The sequence below is a fragment of the Tenebrionibacter intestinalis genome, assembly GCF_016632365.1.
GTDB lineage: Bacteria > Pseudomonadota > Gammaproteobacteria > Enterobacterales > Enterobacteriaceae > Tenebrionibacter > Tenebrionibacter intestinalis.
Genome location: NZ_JAEPBH010000025.1, coordinates 47,934 through 62,990 on the forward strand (window position 1 = coordinate 47,934; position 15,057 = coordinate 62,990).

General features: G+C 52.8%; 16 protein-coding genes. 11 read left to right on the forward strand and 5 right to left on the reverse strand.

What is annotated here, in order from left to right; translation table 11 throughout:
- Positions 1–465 precede the first annotated feature (465 nt).
- Both sbmA and JJB97_RS10810 read left to right on the forward strand, forming a co-directional pair.
- A complete protein-coding gene (gene sbmA, locus JJB97_RS10805; protein WP_238714018.1) occupies positions 466–1,683 on the forward strand; it encodes a peptide antibiotic transporter SbmA in 1,218 nt (405 codons plus the stop codon).
- 67 nt (positions 1,684–1,750) lie between these two features.
- Positions 1,751–2,842: a DUF1615 domain-containing protein gene (locus tag JJB97_RS10810; protein WP_238714019.1), complete on the forward strand. Its 1,092-nt coding sequence runs from the start codon at positions 1,751–1,753 to the stop codon at positions 2,840–2,842.
- A gap of 6 nt (positions 2,843–2,848) precedes the next feature.
- On the opposite strand, the gene JJB97_RS10815 is transcribed toward JJB97_RS10810, so the two are convergent.
- Positions 2,849–3,160, reverse strand: coding sequence for a DUF2755 family protein (locus JJB97_RS10815; protein ID WP_238714020.1), 312 nt, complete (start codon positions 3,158–3,160; stop codon positions 2,849–2,851).
- Positions 3,161–3,726: 566 nt separating this feature from the next.
- Between JJB97_RS10815 and JJB97_RS10820 the strand changes: the two genes are divergently transcribed.
- From JJB97_RS10820 to JJB97_RS10830, 3 genes are all read left to right on the forward strand, one after another.
- Entirely contained in the window at positions 3,727–4,425 is a 699-nt protein-coding gene (locus JJB97_RS10820; RefSeq protein ID WP_238714021.1) for an extensin-like domain-containing protein, read from the forward strand.
- A gap of 111 nt (positions 4,426–4,536) precedes the next feature.
- Positions 4,537–5,730 (forward strand): multidrug efflux MFS transporter, encoded by a 1,194-nt coding sequence (locus tag JJB97_RS10825; RefSeq protein WP_238714022.1) that lies wholly within the window; start codon positions 4,537–4,539, stop codon positions 5,728–5,730.
- A 226-nt stretch (positions 5,731–5,956) separates the two neighbouring features.
- Positions 5,957–6,217: an anti-adapter protein IraP gene (locus JJB97_RS10830; RefSeq protein ID WP_238714023.1), complete on the forward strand. Its 261-nt coding sequence runs from the start codon at positions 5,957–5,959 to the stop codon at positions 6,215–6,217.
- Positions 6,218–6,847: 630 nt separating this feature from the next.
- Here the strand turns inward: JJB97_RS10830 and proC are convergent.
- The gene (gene proC, locus JJB97_RS10835) at positions 6,848–7,657 is read right to left on the reverse strand and encodes a pyrroline-5-carboxylate reductase (protein WP_238714024.1); all 810 of its coding nucleotides are present in this window, start codon (positions 7,655–7,657) and stop codon (positions 6,848–6,850) included.
- A gap of 291 nt (positions 7,658–7,948) precedes the next feature.
- On the opposite strand from proC, the gene JJB97_RS10840 reads away from it, so the two are divergent.
- From JJB97_RS10840 to ppnP, 4 genes are all read left to right on the forward strand, one after another.
- Positions 7,949–8,401 (forward strand): YaiI/YqxD family protein, encoded by a 453-nt coding sequence (locus JJB97_RS10840; RefSeq protein WP_238714025.1) that lies wholly within the window; start codon positions 7,949–7,951, stop codon positions 8,399–8,401.
- Positions 8,402–9,358: 957 nt separating this feature from the next.
- A complete protein-coding gene (gene aroL / locus JJB97_RS10845) occupies positions 9,359–9,898 on the forward strand; it encodes a shikimate kinase AroL (protein WP_238714027.1) in 540 nt (179 codons plus the stop codon).
- Positions 9,899–10,121: 223 nt separating this feature from the next.
- Positions 10,122–10,796 (forward strand): AroM family protein, encoded by a 675-nt coding sequence (locus JJB97_RS10850; protein WP_238714029.1) that lies wholly within the window; start codon positions 10,122–10,124, stop codon positions 10,794–10,796.
- Between the two features lie 76 nt (positions 10,797–10,872).
- Positions 10,873–11,154 (forward strand): pyrimidine/purine nucleoside phosphorylase, encoded by a 282-nt coding sequence (gene ppnP, locus JJB97_RS10855; RefSeq protein WP_238714030.1) that lies wholly within the window; start codon positions 10,873–10,875, stop codon positions 11,152–11,154.
- 381 nt (positions 11,155–11,535) lie between these two features.
- On the opposite strand, the gene JJB97_RS10860 is transcribed toward ppnP, so the two are convergent.
- A complete protein-coding gene (locus tag JJB97_RS10860) occupies positions 11,536–11,916 on the reverse strand; it encodes a DUF883 family protein (RefSeq protein WP_238714031.1) in 381 nt (126 codons plus the stop codon).
- 155 nt (positions 11,917–12,071) lie between these two features.
- Here JJB97_RS10860 and JJB97_RS10865 point away from each other — a divergent pair, with 155 nt between their 5' ends.
- Positions 12,072–12,413, forward strand: a complete 342-nt coding sequence (locus JJB97_RS10865) for a DUF2002 family protein (RefSeq protein WP_238714032.1) — start codon at positions 12,072–12,074, stop codon at positions 12,411–12,413.
- 252 nt (positions 12,414–12,665) lie between these two features.
- On the opposite strand, the gene JJB97_RS10870 is transcribed toward JJB97_RS10865, so the two are convergent.
- Complete coding sequence (locus tag JJB97_RS10870) at positions 12,666–12,845, reverse strand: hypothetical protein (RefSeq protein WP_238714039.1); 180 nt, start codon at positions 12,843–12,845, stop codon at positions 12,666–12,668.
- Positions 12,846–13,471: 626 nt separating this feature from the next.
- On the opposite strand from JJB97_RS10870, the gene JJB97_RS10875 reads away from it, so the two are divergent.
- Positions 13,472–14,224, forward strand: a complete 753-nt coding sequence (locus JJB97_RS10875; RefSeq protein ID WP_238714033.1) for a helix-turn-helix transcriptional regulator — start codon at positions 13,472–13,474, stop codon at positions 14,222–14,224.
- Here the strand turns inward: JJB97_RS10875 and JJB97_RS10880 are convergent.
- Entirely contained in the window at positions 14,208–14,852 is a 645-nt protein-coding gene (locus JJB97_RS10880; protein ID WP_263457933.1) for an acyl-homoserine-lactone synthase, read from the reverse strand. The two genes, JJB97_RS10875 and JJB97_RS10880, sit on opposite strands and share 17 nt — an antisense overlap.
- Positions 14,853–15,057: the final 205 nt, after the last annotated feature.

Below are 15,057 nucleotides of genomic sequence, written 5' to 3' on the forward strand. Positions count from 1 at the left end.
TTGTCAGGAAAAAACGTAACCTTACATTTCTCAATAAAAGCGGCGGTGAACGACGACGGCGGCCCAACCCGTTTTGTTAATGAAGAGTAAAAAACAAGCGGGGTTACGTATTTCTGTTAACAAAATTATGTAAGGCGGCGTTTTCATGATGCAGTCGGCAGGCCAGAGATTTGCGCTGCTGATTTATCCGCTATGTGATAAAAATTCACGGCGGGTTTTGATAAACCGTTCTTGCCGTGCCGCTACGTCAGGAACGGAGAGGGGGAATTTCCGTTGTTAGTTAAATGACGCCCGCGCGGCTGGCAGGCTTTCCGTTGCCAGACGAGAGGAACTTTCTGATTTGGCGCTGTTTCTACAGGGATATTTTATGTTTTGATACAACATCCTGTAATCTGCCGTACGCGCTTTGCAGTATAACGGGCGCATGTTTGATGTAAGCACAGGAATTTGCAGGAGAGGTTGTCGATGTTTAAATCATTTTTTCCCCGGCCGGCGGCATTTTTTTTGTCGGCGGTTGTCTGGGCGTTTTTTGCCGTACTTTTCTGGCAACTGGGGGGAAGAGAATGGCTGATGGCGCTGGCTGGCATCCGTGGCGAATCGCCCATTAGCGCAGCGCGGTTCTGGTCGGCCGGTTATCTGCTGTTTTATGCCTACTACGCCGTTTGCGTGGGGATATTTGCACTGTTCTGGTTTACGTTAAGCCCGCACCGCTGGCAATACTGGTCGATTCTCGGATCGGCGTTAATTATTTTTGTGACCTGGTTTCTGGTGGAGGTGGGCGTGGCGGTTAACGCCTGGTATGCGCCATTCTACGATATTATCCAGCAGGCGCTCAGTAAGCCAGGCAGCGTCCCCCTTTCGCAGTTTTACAAAGGCTTGCAGGTATTTCTCGGTATCGCGCTGATTTCGGTGACGGTAGGCGTGCTTAATAATTTCTTTGTTAGCCATTATGTGTTCCGCTGGCGCACCGCCATGAATGAGTACTATATGGCGCACTGGCAGCGTCTGCGCCATATCGAAGGGGCGGCTCAGCGCGTACAGGAAGATACCATGCGTTTTGCCACCACCCTTGAAAGCGTAGGTATTGGGTTTATTCAGGCGGTGATGACGCTAATTGCGTTTTTACCGGTGCTGGTTGCATTGTCGCCTCATGTGCAGGCGCTCCCGTTTGTGGGGCACGTGCCCTATGGGCTGGTGCTGGCGGCCATTATCTGGGCGCTAATAGGAACCGGGTTGTTGGCGGTTGTCGGGATTAAATTACCCGGGCTTGAGTTTAAAAACCAGCGTGTGGAGGCGGCTTACCGCAAGGAGCTGGTCTATGGCGAAGACGATCCGCAGCGCGCGGCGCCGCCTACTGTACGCGAGCTGTTTACTGACGTGCGTCGCAACTATTTTCGCCTCTACTTTCACTACATGTATTTCAATATCGCACGTATTCTTTATCTTCAGGTTGATAATGTTTTTGGGCTGTTTTTGCTCTTTCCTTCTATTGTGGCGGGCACCATCACGCTTGGGCTGCTAACGCAGATAACCAATGTATTTGAAAAGGTGCGCGGTGCCTTCCAGTATCTGATTGGGTCGTGGTCGACGCTGGTGGAGCTGATGTCTATTTATAAACGCTTACGGCGTTTTGAACACCAACTGGACGAATCGCCGCTGTGCCAGGCGTCAGAGTCACCGTAATGTCTGTGGTATTGACGGCGCAGATGCAAAAATGGCAGGCTCCGGACTGCATAAAAAGGAGAACGCTATGAGCCATGCTTTTCGTTCGGGACTGCTATTGGGCGCGCTGGCGCTGGCAGGCTGCGCCAGCCAGCAAACGCAGCAAAAATTGCCTGACGGCGTCAAACCGGTAGATGTGGCCGCTACGGTACGTCAGAAAATGCCGGGCAGCGTTAAAGATCGCAACGCCTGGGCGCAGGATATTGCAGCGGCCTTTGCCAGCCAGAAGCTGGCGCCGAGTGAAGAGAATGTCTGCTCGGTACTGGCCGTTGCGGCGCAGGAATCTACCTATCAAAGCGATCCGCAGGTGCCAGGGTTAAGTCGAATCGCCTGGCAGGAAATCAACCGCCGGGCAGGCAAGTTATATATACCCGCGTTTGTGGTGCGTGGCGCGCTGTCAATTCGTTCGCCTGACGGCAAAAGCTATACGCAACGGCTTGATAACGTGAAAAGCGAAGGGGAGCTCAGCGCGATTTTCGATGATTTCATTAATATGGCGCCACTGGGGCAGACGTTGTTTGGTAATCTGAACCCGGTGCGAACCGGCGGGCCAATGCAGGTCAGTATCGCTTTTGCCGAGCAGCACGCCTCCGACTATCCGTGGAAAATCGATGGCACAGTACGCCAGGAAGTCTTCACCCGGCGCGGCGGCCTGTGGTTTGGCATCTATCATCTGCTGAACTATCCGGCCAGCTACAGCAGCCCGCTGTATCGCTTTGCGGATTTCAATGCCGGCTGGTACGCCAGCCGCAATGCAGCCTTTCAGAACGCGGTGAGTAAAGCCTCAGGCGTGAAGCTGGCGCTGGACGGGGACTTAATACGTTATGACAGCGATGAACCGGGCCAAACCGAGCTGGCGGTGCGTAAGTTGGCTTCCCGGCTGAAAATGAGCGACAGCGAAATTCACCGCGCCTTACGAAAGAGCGATGATCCGGCGTTTGAAAACAGTAAACTTTATAATGCGGTATTTTCGCTGGCAGAGCGCCGGGCCGGCAGGAAGCTGCCCAGAGAAATGCTGCCTGGTATCACGCTTGAAAGCCCCAAAATAACCCGCAACCTGACGACAGCGTGGTTTGCAAAACGCGTGGACGCACGCCGTGCCAGTTGTATGCGTCGATAAATGCGTTCAGGCGCGCTGAGGGTAAAAGAGACGCGCTGCGAAGACAATTGCGCCAAGCACCAGCGCGCCCACGGTAAATACGCCCAGCCCAAACAGGATATTTACGCCAAACCCCATTTCAACATAGGGGCGTGTCGCAGCGCCGCTGCTTTGCATCAGGTGTTCAAAAAGACCCGGCATATTCATCAGGAGATTGATAGCCTGTGAACCGGCCCAGAAGCAGAACAGGACAAACACGGCATAGGCCGCGTTGCCGAGGGTCGATGCGTCTCTTTTTGAGCCAGTGATCACCGGTTTAGATAGAGGAAATTCTGCCATTGCCGACCTCCCGCAGGATATAAATGGGCAGCTTAGCGCGCCCGGACGAAGGTAAGTCTGGCAATCTGCACCCGGTGGTGACATCAGATTGCTGGTAAATTATGTTGCGGAATAGTCCTGAATATTGTTTTTACGTCCTGGTTCACATTTCATTAGCCGCAGCGGCGAGCCTTTGTTCACTTCTTATGCGAGGCGCCGTCGCCGCCTGTTTTGCACGCGCAGCATCGCGCCCCTGGGGATATCGCCAGAACAGCGCCGTCGTGAGAAGCGGCTATACAGGCCGTGTTCCTTAATCCTCATGATGCTGGCGCTGAGCGAAAAACCCGCTGGCAAGGCGCAGGGCAGAGTGATTCTCTGTTCAAGCCCAACAACGCAGTCAGCGTTTTTTCGCACGCGCCCCGGTGGGCTGGGGCTATTTTTACGCGCCGCTGCGTTACTTGCCGCTGATTTGGGGCCACTAAATTGCGCGGCTTGTGCCTTGCCGCGCCTAAAAATAGCCGCCAGCAGCATCCATGCAGATTTAAGGAACACAGCCTAAAAGCGTCGGCATAGCGCGAGGGGGGAGTATGGCAAAAGGGGCGGTTGGCGTGATGATAATTCTGGTTGTTCTCGCGAGCGGCTGGTGGGGGCTACAGCGCCTGCCAACGCAATATAATCCATTTATCCCCCTGACGCTTGACGATCCGCCCGGCACGTTTACGCGCTATAAGCTGCATAAACTGGCGCAGCAGCCGCAGCGGTGTATCGCACTGCTGAAGCAGGCGCGCGCACGCGGCATGATTAGCTGGCAGGCGCAGCGCGACGTTGCCGGTCCCTGTCCGCTTAATAATGTGGTTCGCGTGGAGCGCTTTGGCGCCGTAGGGTTAAGCAGCCGGTTTCTTGCCAGTTGCCCGCTGGCGTTGCGCAGCGCCATGTACATACATCAGCATGCCGCGCCGTTGGCGCGGCGCCTTCAGGGCAGCGCGCTGACGCGTATCGACCACGTGGGCAGCTTTGCCTGCCGTAATATCTATAACCGCCCTGAAGGCAGACTTAGCGAGCATGCCACGGCAGACGCGCTTGACGTTAGCGGCTTTCGTTTTGCTAACGGGCAGCGCATCACCATAGAGAAGGGTTGGCGTGCCGGGGGTAAGACATCCGCAGTACTAAAAGCGCTTTTTCAGGAAAGTTGCCTGTGGTATGGCACGGCCCTTGGGCCGCAATACAATGCCGCCCATGCGGGCCATTTTCATCTCGGCGTGCGTGGATTTGGCCTGTGCCGATGAAACAACGTCTGGTATGCTGTGCGCCATTATGTGATTGTGTTCACATATTTTCGCTCCCGCCGCAGGCTGCGCTGCCGGCTTACTGATTACCGATTTACCGGGTCTGTTCGGATGGAAAAGTGGAAGGTTAATCTCATCTCAGTCTGGTTTGGCTGTTTTTTTACCGGCCTTGCTATCAGCCAGATTTTGCCGTTTTTACCGCTGTATGTGGAGCAGCTTGGCGTCTCTTCTCATCAGGCGCTGTCGATGTGGTCCGGACTTACTTTTAGCATTACTTTCCTGGTATCCGCTATTGTGTCGCCCGTGTGGGGCAATCTTGCCGATCGCAAAGGGCGTAAGCTTATGCTGCTGCGCGCTTCCCTTGGCATGGCGATAGCTATTCTGCTACAGGCGTTTGTCACCAGCGTCTGGCAGTTATTTTTACTGCGCGGTTTGATGGGGCTCACGTCTGGCTACATCCCTAATGCTATGGCGCTGGTGGCCTCTCAGGTTCCGCGCGAGCGTAGCGGTTGGGCGCTCAGTACGCTATCCACAGCGCAAATCAGCGGTGTAATCGTCGGGCCGCTCATGGGGGGCTTTATGGCCGATGCCTTTGGGCTGCGCGTTGTTTTTCTGATTACGGCCTCGCTGCTGCTGGTCAGTTTTCTGGTTACGTTGTTGTTGATTAAAGAGGGCGTCCGGCCCGCTGCGGCAAAAGGCGAGCGCCTGAGCGCAAAAGCGTTATTTGCCTCGCTGGCGCACCGACGCCTTATTTTTAGTCTGTTTATTACTTCGTTGGTCATACAGCTCGGTAACGGCTCTGTAGGGCCAATACTGGCGCTGTTTATCAAAGATATGTCGCAAGACAGCGGAAATATCGCTTTCATAAGCGGCCTGATTGCGGCGGTGCCTGGGGTATCGGCGCTATTGTCGGCGCCGCGGCTGGGTAAACTTGGCGATCGGATTGGCACGGCGCGCGTGCTGGTTGCTACGCTTGCCTGCACTGTCGTACTGTTCTTCGCTATGTCTTTTGTGACTTCGCCGCTACAGTTGGGCGTGCTGCGTTTTCTGTTGGGTTTTGCCGACGGCGCCATGCTCCCGGCAGTACAGACAATGCTGCTTAAAAATGTCAGCGAGCAGGTGGTCGGGCGTATTTTTGGTTATAATCAATCGTTTATGTACCTGGGAAATGTTGTGGGGCCATTGACAGGGGCGGGGGTGTCTGCAATAGCAGGTTACCGCTGGGTATTTCTCGTCACGGCGTTCGTTGTGCTAATTAATCTCTGGCAATTTTCTGCCGCGCTGCGCCGCAGAAATCCGGATTAAATGCGGTGTTATTCGGCAATAAAACGCGGCGTGAGTATTATCCTTGCGCGGCTTATTTATAATGACCTGAATCGCTCAGGTTTCTGATAACGTTTAAACGTTTCGCTAATGTTTTTAGATGTCAGACGCATATTTTTCCTGGGATAAAAAATAATTATGTTATTTGCTAGGATTTATCCCGCTTGAGTGTTAATTTGATGTTAATCCCGGTCTCGGAAGTCTCGCCATGAAAAATTTAATTGCCGAATTACTGGTTAAACTGGCGGAAAAGGACGCTGAGTTAGATGAGCAGGATGCCCGTATTAGCGCGCTGGAATGTTTGGTAACTTTGCTAATAGGCCAAATGAGCTCGACAGATTTTTACTCTTTTACTACCCGTATTAATGAGGATATTACGCAGTTTACGTCTTGCAATAATACCCATTTAAAACATCCTGAATTAATACAACAACATATGCGCAAGCTACTTCAGCTAAAACCAAAATAATATATTCGCAACACAGGCAAGTCGATATTTGCTGGTTCGACAGGCGTTCTGTTTTATTTTGATGCGCCATAGCCCACTGTGTTGTAGGGTAATATTGTTCGCTTAAAGCAGGCCGGGTGTTGCGTTCGCCTTGCGTTAGGCAGAAAAGCGGGATTGATTCATGGGTGAATGGGAGGTATCCGCGTAAGCTTTAACGCTGCTGGCATTCGTCGCCCTGTGCAGAGAAAAAGCGTGTTGTTATTTTGCGGGTCAAACGGCTTTAGCCAGAAGCGCCAGAAAAAACATCTGGAAATTGCTCAGATGATGGCCGTAAAGAGAGCAAAACGGGGTTTTACCTTCTTTATGGTAAGCAGGTGAAATTCATTTCTTTGATTTTTATTGTATTTCATCCACCCTGTCTGCGACAGGTTGGGGTTCGTCAGCAGTCACAAAGAGGGCAAAACGGGGCCTTGCCCTCTTTGTGAGCAATGGACGCACTGTGCGCGGCGCGCTCACTTCCCCGGATTGCAATCCGGTGCTGACCCGATACCGATCCGGGGGTTCGTTACTTCAGTTCAGCGCCCGGGTTGTTATTCACTATTTTTGCGGTTGCCGCTTTTAGCGCAGGCGTTGACTCCGGAAGCCGTTTTGTCAGGATTTACTCATTGCGCGTGATTTTTCCATACATTTTTCCATCGCTTCAATGACGGCTGAACGAAAACCTTTCTCTTCAAGTACGCGTACGGCTTCAATCGTTGTGCCTCCCGGCGAACAAACCCTGTCTTTGAGTACGCCCGGATGTTCGTCAGTTTCCAGCACCATTTTTGCCGATCCCATTACCGCCTGTGCCGCAAATTTGTAAGCCTGTTTGCGCGGCATGCCGCCCAGTACGGCGGCATCGGCCATAGCTTCAATAAACATAAAGACGTAAGCTGGCGCAGAACCGCTGGCGCCCACGACTGGGTGGATAATGGCTTCGTCGACCACTTCAGCATGGCCGAAGCTGCGAAATATATTGACGACGTCTGTAATATCCTGCGGCGTGACCAGAACGTTGGGCGTAACGGACGTCATCCCGGCGTTGACCATCGCTGGCGTGTTCGGCATGGCGCGCACGATTTTGCGATCGTGGCCCAGCGCGATGGCAAGCTGGTCAAGCGTAATCCCCGCGGCAATGGAGACGACCAGCGACTCTTTATTCAGACTGGAAGCGATATCGCCCAGTACTTTTAGCATGATATTCGGCTTTACTGCGCCAAACACAATATCGGCAACCTGCGCCACTTCCTGTGCGCTCTGCGCGGCGTTGATTCCATACTGTTCGCGCAACGCCTGCACGTTACTGGATGAAGGGGTGTAGACCCAGATATGTCCGGCGGGTACCTGGCCACTGGCGATAAGCCCGCCAAGAATTGCTTTGCCCATATTCCCGCAGCCGATAAACCCGATTTTTTTTTCCATAGGTTGTCCCTCGTCTGATCAACAATTGCGCATTGTACATCGGGAACGGGCAGCAGAGCGCTAAAAATGGACGCATGGCGCATGCCGGGAGAGTGTGAAGCGGCGGGAGCTTCAGTTGACCACGTCCGCTATGGTTTTCGACCTGACGCAGATCGGGGTGTCTGTGGGGTATGCTGTATCGGTTAGCGGCGTTTACCGCGCCGTAACCGGGTAAACAAAAAGCACAGACAGGTTGCAACGGCTGCGCGCTGCGGCGACAATCCGCCCTTCATTGATCCGGCAGGAGCCGCTATGCAAATTTGGGTGGACGCCGATGCGTGTCCAAACGTGATTAAAGACATGTTGTATCGGGCGGCTACGCGCACCGGTACAACGCTGACGCTGGTGGCCAATCAGCCGTTAAACGTGCCGCCATCGCCGCATATTCGTACGTTACGCGTACAGACGGGTTTTGACGTGGCGGATAATGAAATTGTGCGTCGCTGTGAGGCGGGCGATTTAGTGATTACCGCTGATATTCCGCTGGCTGCGCAGGTGATTGAAAAGGGCGCTGCTGCGCTGAATCCGCGCGGTGAACGCTACCGCCCGGAAACTATCCGCGAGCGACTGACGATGCGTGATTTTATGGATACGCTGCGCGCCAGCGGCATCCAGACCGGCGGCCCGGCGGCGCTCGGCCCGCGGGATCGCCAGCAATTTGCCTCAGAGCTGGATAAGTGGCTGCTGGCGTCGCAACGCGGTTAATTCCAACGCTTGCTGTCGCAGCCGTAATTTATCCGTTTTGGCGACGCCGTGTTAAGCGGTTTGCGCCCTGTGGCCCACCCGCAGGGCTGCGTTATGCGTTTGGACGATGTCGGTATTCCGTGCGGGCGTGTTGATAATAGTAACAATTTGGTCGGGTGTGCTGGAATATACCGGTTAACTGGTTTATCGGCGCCAGGCTGTCCGTCATGCCTGCCGCCGCCTGCAACACGCTGTCCATAAACCCGCCGCGTGCGCTGAAGGCTGCATGCCTGGCGGTGCGGCGGTATTCTGCGCAGCGTTTTTTAACTGGCTGGCGAAAACCGGCGAGTTGTCAGGGCTTTCTTGCCAGGTGAGAGTTAAATGTGACGTGCTGTTGTCAGGTAGCCCGGCGGGGGACGCTGCCGCTGTTCTGTTCGGCGCTTTGTTTTAATTAGCCTGCGCTTGTGGCACCTGAACCTGGGCGTTAAGTTGCTTTACCGTCGCTTCCGGAATCAGGTCAGGTTGCCGGCTCCGCCGCTGGTTAATTTGCGCTTCGGCGCAGGCATTGCATGGGGCGTCGTTCTTTCTGACCTGCACACGGCGCTTAACAGGCGTTGCTCTTCCACTTGCCTCTGATTACCACTGTTCCGTTCACTGCGTCATATTTCAGAGTGAAACAAAAAGATGTGTTGTAAATAATTAGTGAGTAAAGTCGCATGTGAAAGTGTTACCGGCTATGCTTCATGCTGCGGCATGGGCATATGCGTCTTGTATATTGTACAGACGATGTTATGTTTTATTTACATTTAATTTCCCATTCTTGTTGATTTTTTGTGAAATTATTGTCAGTAAAAGTTTGTAAGTAAAAATTATTTTACACCTTGATACGCATCCATCGGCTGGTATGATTATCGTTCGCTTATTCGCCATACCACCGTAATGGTTACACAATGCGCAAGGAAAGAGGATTTGCCAGTAATGACACAACCCCTGTTTTTAGTTGGTGCCCGCGGCTGCGGCAAAACCACGACGGGTAAAGCGCTGTCCGCTGCGCTGGGTTTACACTTTATTGATACCGATCACTGGCTTCAGCGTGAAGCGCGGATGACCGTTGCGCAGATTGTAGAACAGGAAGGTTGGGAAGGCTTTCGCGCCAGAGAAAGTCAGGCGCTACAGGCGGTAGCGGCGGATAGCACGCTGGTTGCGACCGGCGGCGGCATGGTGTTGGCGCAGCAAAACCGCTGTTTTATGCGGGAGCGGGGAACGGTTATTTACCTGTGCGCCCCGGCGCAGGTGCTGGCACAGCGGCTGGAAGCCTCCCCTGAGGCGGGGTTACGTCCGACGCTAACCGGGCGGGGCACCGTTGATGAAGTTGCTCAGATACTGGCCGAGCGCGATGCCATTTATCGTGAAACGGCGCATCATATTGTTGATGCTTCGTTGCCGCCAGCGCTTATTGTTGAACACGTTACCCGCGCGCTGGCTCAGGGTTCGGCGCAGCCTCTGTGCGCCAGTTAAATGCTTTTAACCGGCGTTTTTGCGCCGGTTGCAAAGTGTTTCTCCACGCAATGTAAATCTGATCCTGCCAGTACCGGTTATACGTTTGCTGCTTTTTTTGTTTTTACTTTGTTAAATTTTTAACGCATTTTTTTATCGTACTGCTATCCTTTTTGATTAAATTATAACCGAGCGAGAGTCCCTGTTGTGCCAAAAACAGTGATGAAGTAAGGAGGGCGGCATAATGAACACACCCCTGGCAATTGTCACCGTTGGCGCCGTGTCGGACGATGACATTATGTCGCTTCTTACCGAGCATATCCCTGAACAATACATTACTCATCTGAGCCTGCTGGGTCGGTTAACCTCTGAAGAAGCGCTTGAAGATTATGGCGCGAGCGAGCGGGAAGAGACGTTGCTGGCGCGGCTTCGTGATGGCGCGTTGGTGTCGGTATCCCATGAAAAAGTTGAACTGGCGCTTCAGGCCGTCATTGAAGTGCTCGAAGCCCAGGGGTACGGCATCATTATGGTACTCAACAACGGGCGATTTTCCCGCCTGAATGCGCATAAAGCGCTGCTGTTGGTACCCGATCGCATTGTGCCGCCGCTGGTGGCGTCTATTGTTGAAGGGCATCAGGTGGGGATTTTGCTGTTGGCGCCTGAGCAAACGCCGTCGCAGCGGCAGAAGTGGCAGGCGCTGGAGATGAAACCTCTCTATGGCCCGAGTGCGCCGCCTGACGACGATGCCGCGCTGGTACGCGCCGGCGACATGCTGAAAACACGTGGGGCGGATGTCCTGGTGCTGGATTGCCTGGGGTTTCATCCACGCCATCGCGATTTGCTACAAAAAACGCTGGGAATACCGGTTCTGCTTTCCCATATGCTGATAGCCCGGCTGGCGTCAGAGCTTATGATATAGGCGCTAAAATTTACGTGACAGCATACGCAAGCGCTCTTTATAGTGAATAACTGACTTGTATAAATAAGGGGCTGTTATGCTTGAAAGTAATGATTATTTTTCAGGAAAAGTAAAATCCATTGGTTTTACCAGCAGCACCGGACGGGCAAGCATCGGTGTCATGGCGCAGGGAGAATACACCTTTGGTACCGGCCAGCCGGAAGAGATGACCGTTGTTAGCGGCGCGCTGAATGTGCTGCTGGCAGGGGAAACAATGTGGAGAACTTACGGGCCGGGCGAGGTGTTTCATGTGCCGGGACACAGTGAGTTCCATCTTCAGGTGGCTGAACCGAGCGCCTATCTTTGCCGTTATCTGTAACGCGAAGCGACTGCGCCTGAGAAGCGGCCGGCATTGATTTTGACGTGCGGCAATACGCAGCCCGCGGCTGCCTGCCTTTGTTTACGGGCGCAGGCCGCCGAAACCGGCGACCCCGCTGGGTGTTAAGGGGCCGCCAACGTTTCTTTTATCCAACCAACAATCTGCGCCAGGCGCGCTTTAATCCCGTGGCCAACGTGGCCTGAATATTGGCGTCCGCGCCTTTCCCTGCGTGCAGCCTGCTTCGCGCCGGGCGAGCGTTGTGTTGCAGCGCTCCGTTTACTTCACGCTACAGCCTTGCAAATCAATAATTAGAATTCGGGCATTGATAACGCCCGTAAGAGTGCAGGCGTCGCTGAAATCGGCGTCGCCGGCGAGGCGGTATCAGGCACGCCGCCGAAGGCTTGAAATCAGACGCCCCTTTAAGCGGGAGCATTGCCGGGGCTGGCGGCGTGAAACCAGCAGCGCGCCGATGGCTATACCGATGAGCGCGGCGATCCCTGCGCTATATAAGGGGCGATCCTGCATCCACGAACAGGTGCAGCTTGCGGCGTCCCGTGCGCGCTGTACGGCGCGGCCGTGGCCGTGAAGGTGGACGCGGGATGCGGCAAGTACCGTTTTGGCGCGTTGTCTGGCATGTTTGCTCTTTTCGCCGGCTTCGTCGCCCCAACTGTTGAGCACATCTTCCAGCGTTTGCGCCATTTCTTTAATATCTTTGCTGATATCGCCATCTTCATTCATACCGCTGTTTCGTTTACTGAACATGCTTTTCTCCCGGTTAGTCAACCTGATTTGAGTGTAGCCTAACTCTGATGGCAGACGTGGCGCGGATCGCACGGTGGTTTGAAGAATTTTCCGAAAGCACAGGGCGCGGGCATACTGTAAGGTTGCGAGGCTGTAAAAGTCGACGAGGAAAAACTATGTATTTACGACCCGATGAGGTAGCGCGCGTTCTCGAAAAAGCCGGATTTACTATGGATACCGTCACGAACAAGGCTTATGGCTACCGGCGTGAAGGCAACTATGTGTATGTTAACCGTGAGGCCCGCATGGGGCGCACGGCGCTGGTGATTCATCCGGGGCTTAAAGAGCGTAGCCTGTCGCTGGCTGAACCGGCCACAGATATGAAAACCTGCGATCACTACCGTGAATTTCCGCTGTGGCTGGGCGGTGATGCGCAGCAGCACTACGGTATTCCTCACGGCTTTAGCTCGCGTGTTGCGCTGGAGCGTTACCTGGCGGGGTTGTTCGGCGAGGCATAAAATCAGCGGACTGGCCGGTTGCGGTTGTATCCTGTTATCGGGCGTGGCACGCCTGCTTCATTGTCCACGTTGCCGCCCGGGCGAGGGGGCCTCGCCTGTCTGCGGTGGCTGTACTGCCGGGCTGAGAGAAATACTCACGGGGAGTGAGAGACTTTTTAGCACGCGTTCGCAGCGTCATTTTGCCAGCCGCCTGACTAAGGCTGGTTTCATCCTGCTCAGGACAAAACCGTACCCGGGCAGATGGCGGTGGGTTTAGCCATCGCCGGCTTCTGCGCTTTTACGATAAAGCGTCACGTCAGCGGCCTTCAGCGTGATTTTTTCCCCATTTTCATCCTCCAGGGGGATGCCGACAATCTGATCGCTGTGCACTTCGATCACCCTGAGCTTTTGCCCGCCCGGGCGGGGCTGCACGATATCGCCCGGCTGATACATAAACATTCCTCGCGTCGTGGTGTCTGTTTTCAAACCATAGCCTGGCGCAGGCGCTTGTGCTATTGCGGCGTCTGAACCTCTCTGTCAGCAGGGCACAAATGAACAATGCATAAGCCACGTAGCGTAAAAGCGAAATGAGGAAACGCTGTAGCGAAAGTTTTGTTTAAAGGCAACGATAGACATGCCAGACAACATGTGGGGGCGAAGCGCGTTTCATTGAATCGTGGCGGAAAGTCGCGGATAGAGGTAAAGCCTGGCATAAAACCGCGTTTCGCTAACCCGATAAAGCCGGCAAGTTATTACCTTTTCGCGAAGGCAACGTTTGATAAAAAGAAGGCGCAACGGGAAGTTGCGCCACATACTATGTCATTTCATCCCGAAGGATGCTTAATTATTTTTATAGTTAATTACTTCCCGGGATTTACTACCCCGTGTTGTTTCCCTGATGCTAACTAAGCGCTGTATGTAGCCTGATAATATCTTCCGCCAGGGTTTTCCCCTGACGAGCGGGATTGATTATAATGTCTGCACTTCGGATATGTAAGTTGCACTTATGTAGGGACGGGACCTAACTAAAAGTGTAGTTTCCCGCTAAACATAGCTCAGGTTTTGCAAAGGAGTCGCGCATGTTTTCCAGCTTTAATGACAATAATGCACTCAGCAGTACGCTGCGTGACTATATCGAACGAAAGCTGCAACCTTATGGATTGCCAGAATATGCCTATACGGTTTTGAGTAAAAAAGATCCTTCAAAAGTCTTAATTATTACCAGCTACCCCAGCGAGTGGGAAAAAGTCTACCGGGATAATCATTTTCACCAAATCGATCCGGTCATTCTGGCGGCGTTTCGCAGGATTTCGCCGTTCTCCTGGGATGAAAATATCACGTTGATGAATGAAATCAGAGTGTCGAAAATTTTTACGCTGTCAAAACAGTTCAATGTGGTGAACGGCTTTACCTTTGTGCTTCACGATCACTTAAATAATGTTGCGCTGCTTTCGCTCATTATCCAGAAGCAGGAGCGGGTTGAGTTAGAGCAGACAATAAGAGATAAGGGAATGGGGCAGCTTCAGTTGGCGTTAATTGAAATTCATGAGCAGATGATGAAGCTGTTGCAAACCCGGACGTCAAAATCACCGCAGGGGATGAAGCCGATGGGAGAAAGCAACCCTATATTTACGCCCAAAGAAAATGAAGTGCTTTACTGGGCGAGCATGGGAAAAACCTATACCGAAATTGCCAAAATTATGGGAATTACCTTTCATACAGTAAAATTTCATATGGGCAACCTGGTAAAAAAGATGAATGTCAGTAACGCCCGGCAGGCAATTCGGCTGGGCGTTGAACTGAACCTGATTAGTACTAAATTTTATGACTGACCGGTAATGTCAGCGGCCATTTTAACAGCGCCTGAGGCTCGATTTCTAACGTTCTCCCGGCTTTTGGAGCCATTATCGCCTGGCTGGCTTTGTCTGTAGGGACATGCAGGAGATAAATAGGCTCTTTTGGCGTCAGGTACGCTTCCTTTACGATACGGATACGCCACCCTGTACGCCTGAGTATGGCAAGCATTGATTTGCTCACGATGGTATAAAGAGAATCAAGGTGGTTAGCAATACCGTAATTAATCAGAGCGAGATACAGGCAATAGCTCACAGGGTAAGCGTCCCCCAGAAGCTGTTTGCACAGGGATTTATCGACAAAAAACCGGCTGGATTCGATCAGGTTTCCGGGGAGGGGAACATCGCCGAACTGCGCTGAAAATGTATGAGTGATCATGTTCGGCTTATCGAGCGGAATAAGCCTTGTGCTGCAAATTATTTGTTGCCTGTAAACGCCCAGAATGTACTGTGTGTCGTCGCCGTCAAATTCATCAATTTCCATATTGTTCAGGCACTTAACGTCCCAATTAAGCCTGTCGCTAAACGTTTTTTTTCTCAGCATAAACAGCTCTTCAGAACGTCCTGTTATGAGCTGCTTATAGCTGACACTGAATAACTGAAACATTTTACATCCTTAATGTAATCCGGCTTCACTGCTTTGTTGATAGTAAAAAATAGGCTGCACAGAATGCGGCGAGGGCTATTTTAACCGTAACCGCAACGTTTTTTATATAAGCGCTTCAAAAGGTTGCCGCTTTAGCAAACAAATTAATTAACCTGTACAGAGAGTTGTAAGCGTCCAGCGAGAACCGTATTGACGGGGATGTGTT

Coding starts and splice junctions, on each gene's coding strand:
- sbmA (WP_238714018.1), top strand. CDS start 466: ATGTTTAAATCATTTTTTCCCCGGCCGGCGGCATTTTTTTTGTCGGCG.
- JJB97_RS10810 (WP_238714019.1), top strand. CDS start 1,751: ATGAGCCATGCTTTTCGTTCGGGACTGCTATTGGGCGCGCTGGCGCTG.
- JJB97_RS10815 (WP_238714020.1), bottom strand. CDS start 3,160: ATGGCAGAATTTCCTCTATCTAAACCGGTGATCACTGGCTCAAAAAGA.
- JJB97_RS10820 (WP_238714021.1), top strand. CDS start 3,727: ATGGCAAAAGGGGCGGTTGGCGTGATGATAATTCTGGTTGTTCTCGCG.
- JJB97_RS10825 (WP_238714022.1), top strand. CDS start 4,537: ATGGAAAAGTGGAAGGTTAATCTCATCTCAGTCTGGTTTGGCTGTTTT.
- JJB97_RS10830 (WP_238714023.1), top strand. CDS start 5,957: ATGAAAAATTTAATTGCCGAATTACTGGTTAAACTGGCGGAAAAGGAC.
- proC (WP_238714024.1), bottom strand. CDS start 7,657: ATGGAAAAAAAAATCGGGTTTATCGGCTGCGGGAATATGGGCAAAGCA.
- JJB97_RS10840 (WP_238714025.1), top strand. CDS start 7,949: ATGCAAATTTGGGTGGACGCCGATGCGTGTCCAAACGTGATTAAAGAC.
- aroL (WP_238714027.1), top strand. CDS start 9,359: ATGACACAACCCCTGTTTTTAGTTGGTGCCCGCGGCTGCGGCAAAACC.
- JJB97_RS10850 (WP_238714029.1), top strand. CDS start 10,122: ATGAACACACCCCTGGCAATTGTCACCGTTGGCGCCGTGTCGGACGAT.
- ppnP (WP_238714030.1), top strand. CDS start 10,873: ATGCTTGAAAGTAATGATTATTTTTCAGGAAAAGTAAAATCCATTGGT.
- JJB97_RS10860 (WP_238714031.1), bottom strand. CDS start 11,916: ATGTTCAGTAAACGAAACAGCGGTATGAATGAAGATGGCGATATCAGC.
- JJB97_RS10865 (WP_238714032.1), top strand. CDS start 12,072: ATGTATTTACGACCCGATGAGGTAGCGCGCGTTCTCGAAAAAGCCGGA.
- JJB97_RS10870 (WP_238714039.1), bottom strand. CDS start 12,845: ATGTATCAGCCGGGCGATATCGTGCAGCCCCGCCCGGGCGGGCAAAAG.
- JJB97_RS10875 (WP_238714033.1), top strand. CDS start 13,472: ATGTTTTCCAGCTTTAATGACAATAATGCACTCAGCAGTACGCTGCGT.
- JJB97_RS10880 (WP_263457933.1), bottom strand. CDS start 14,852: ATGTTTCAGTTATTCAGTGTCAGCTATAAGCAGCTCATAACAGGACGT.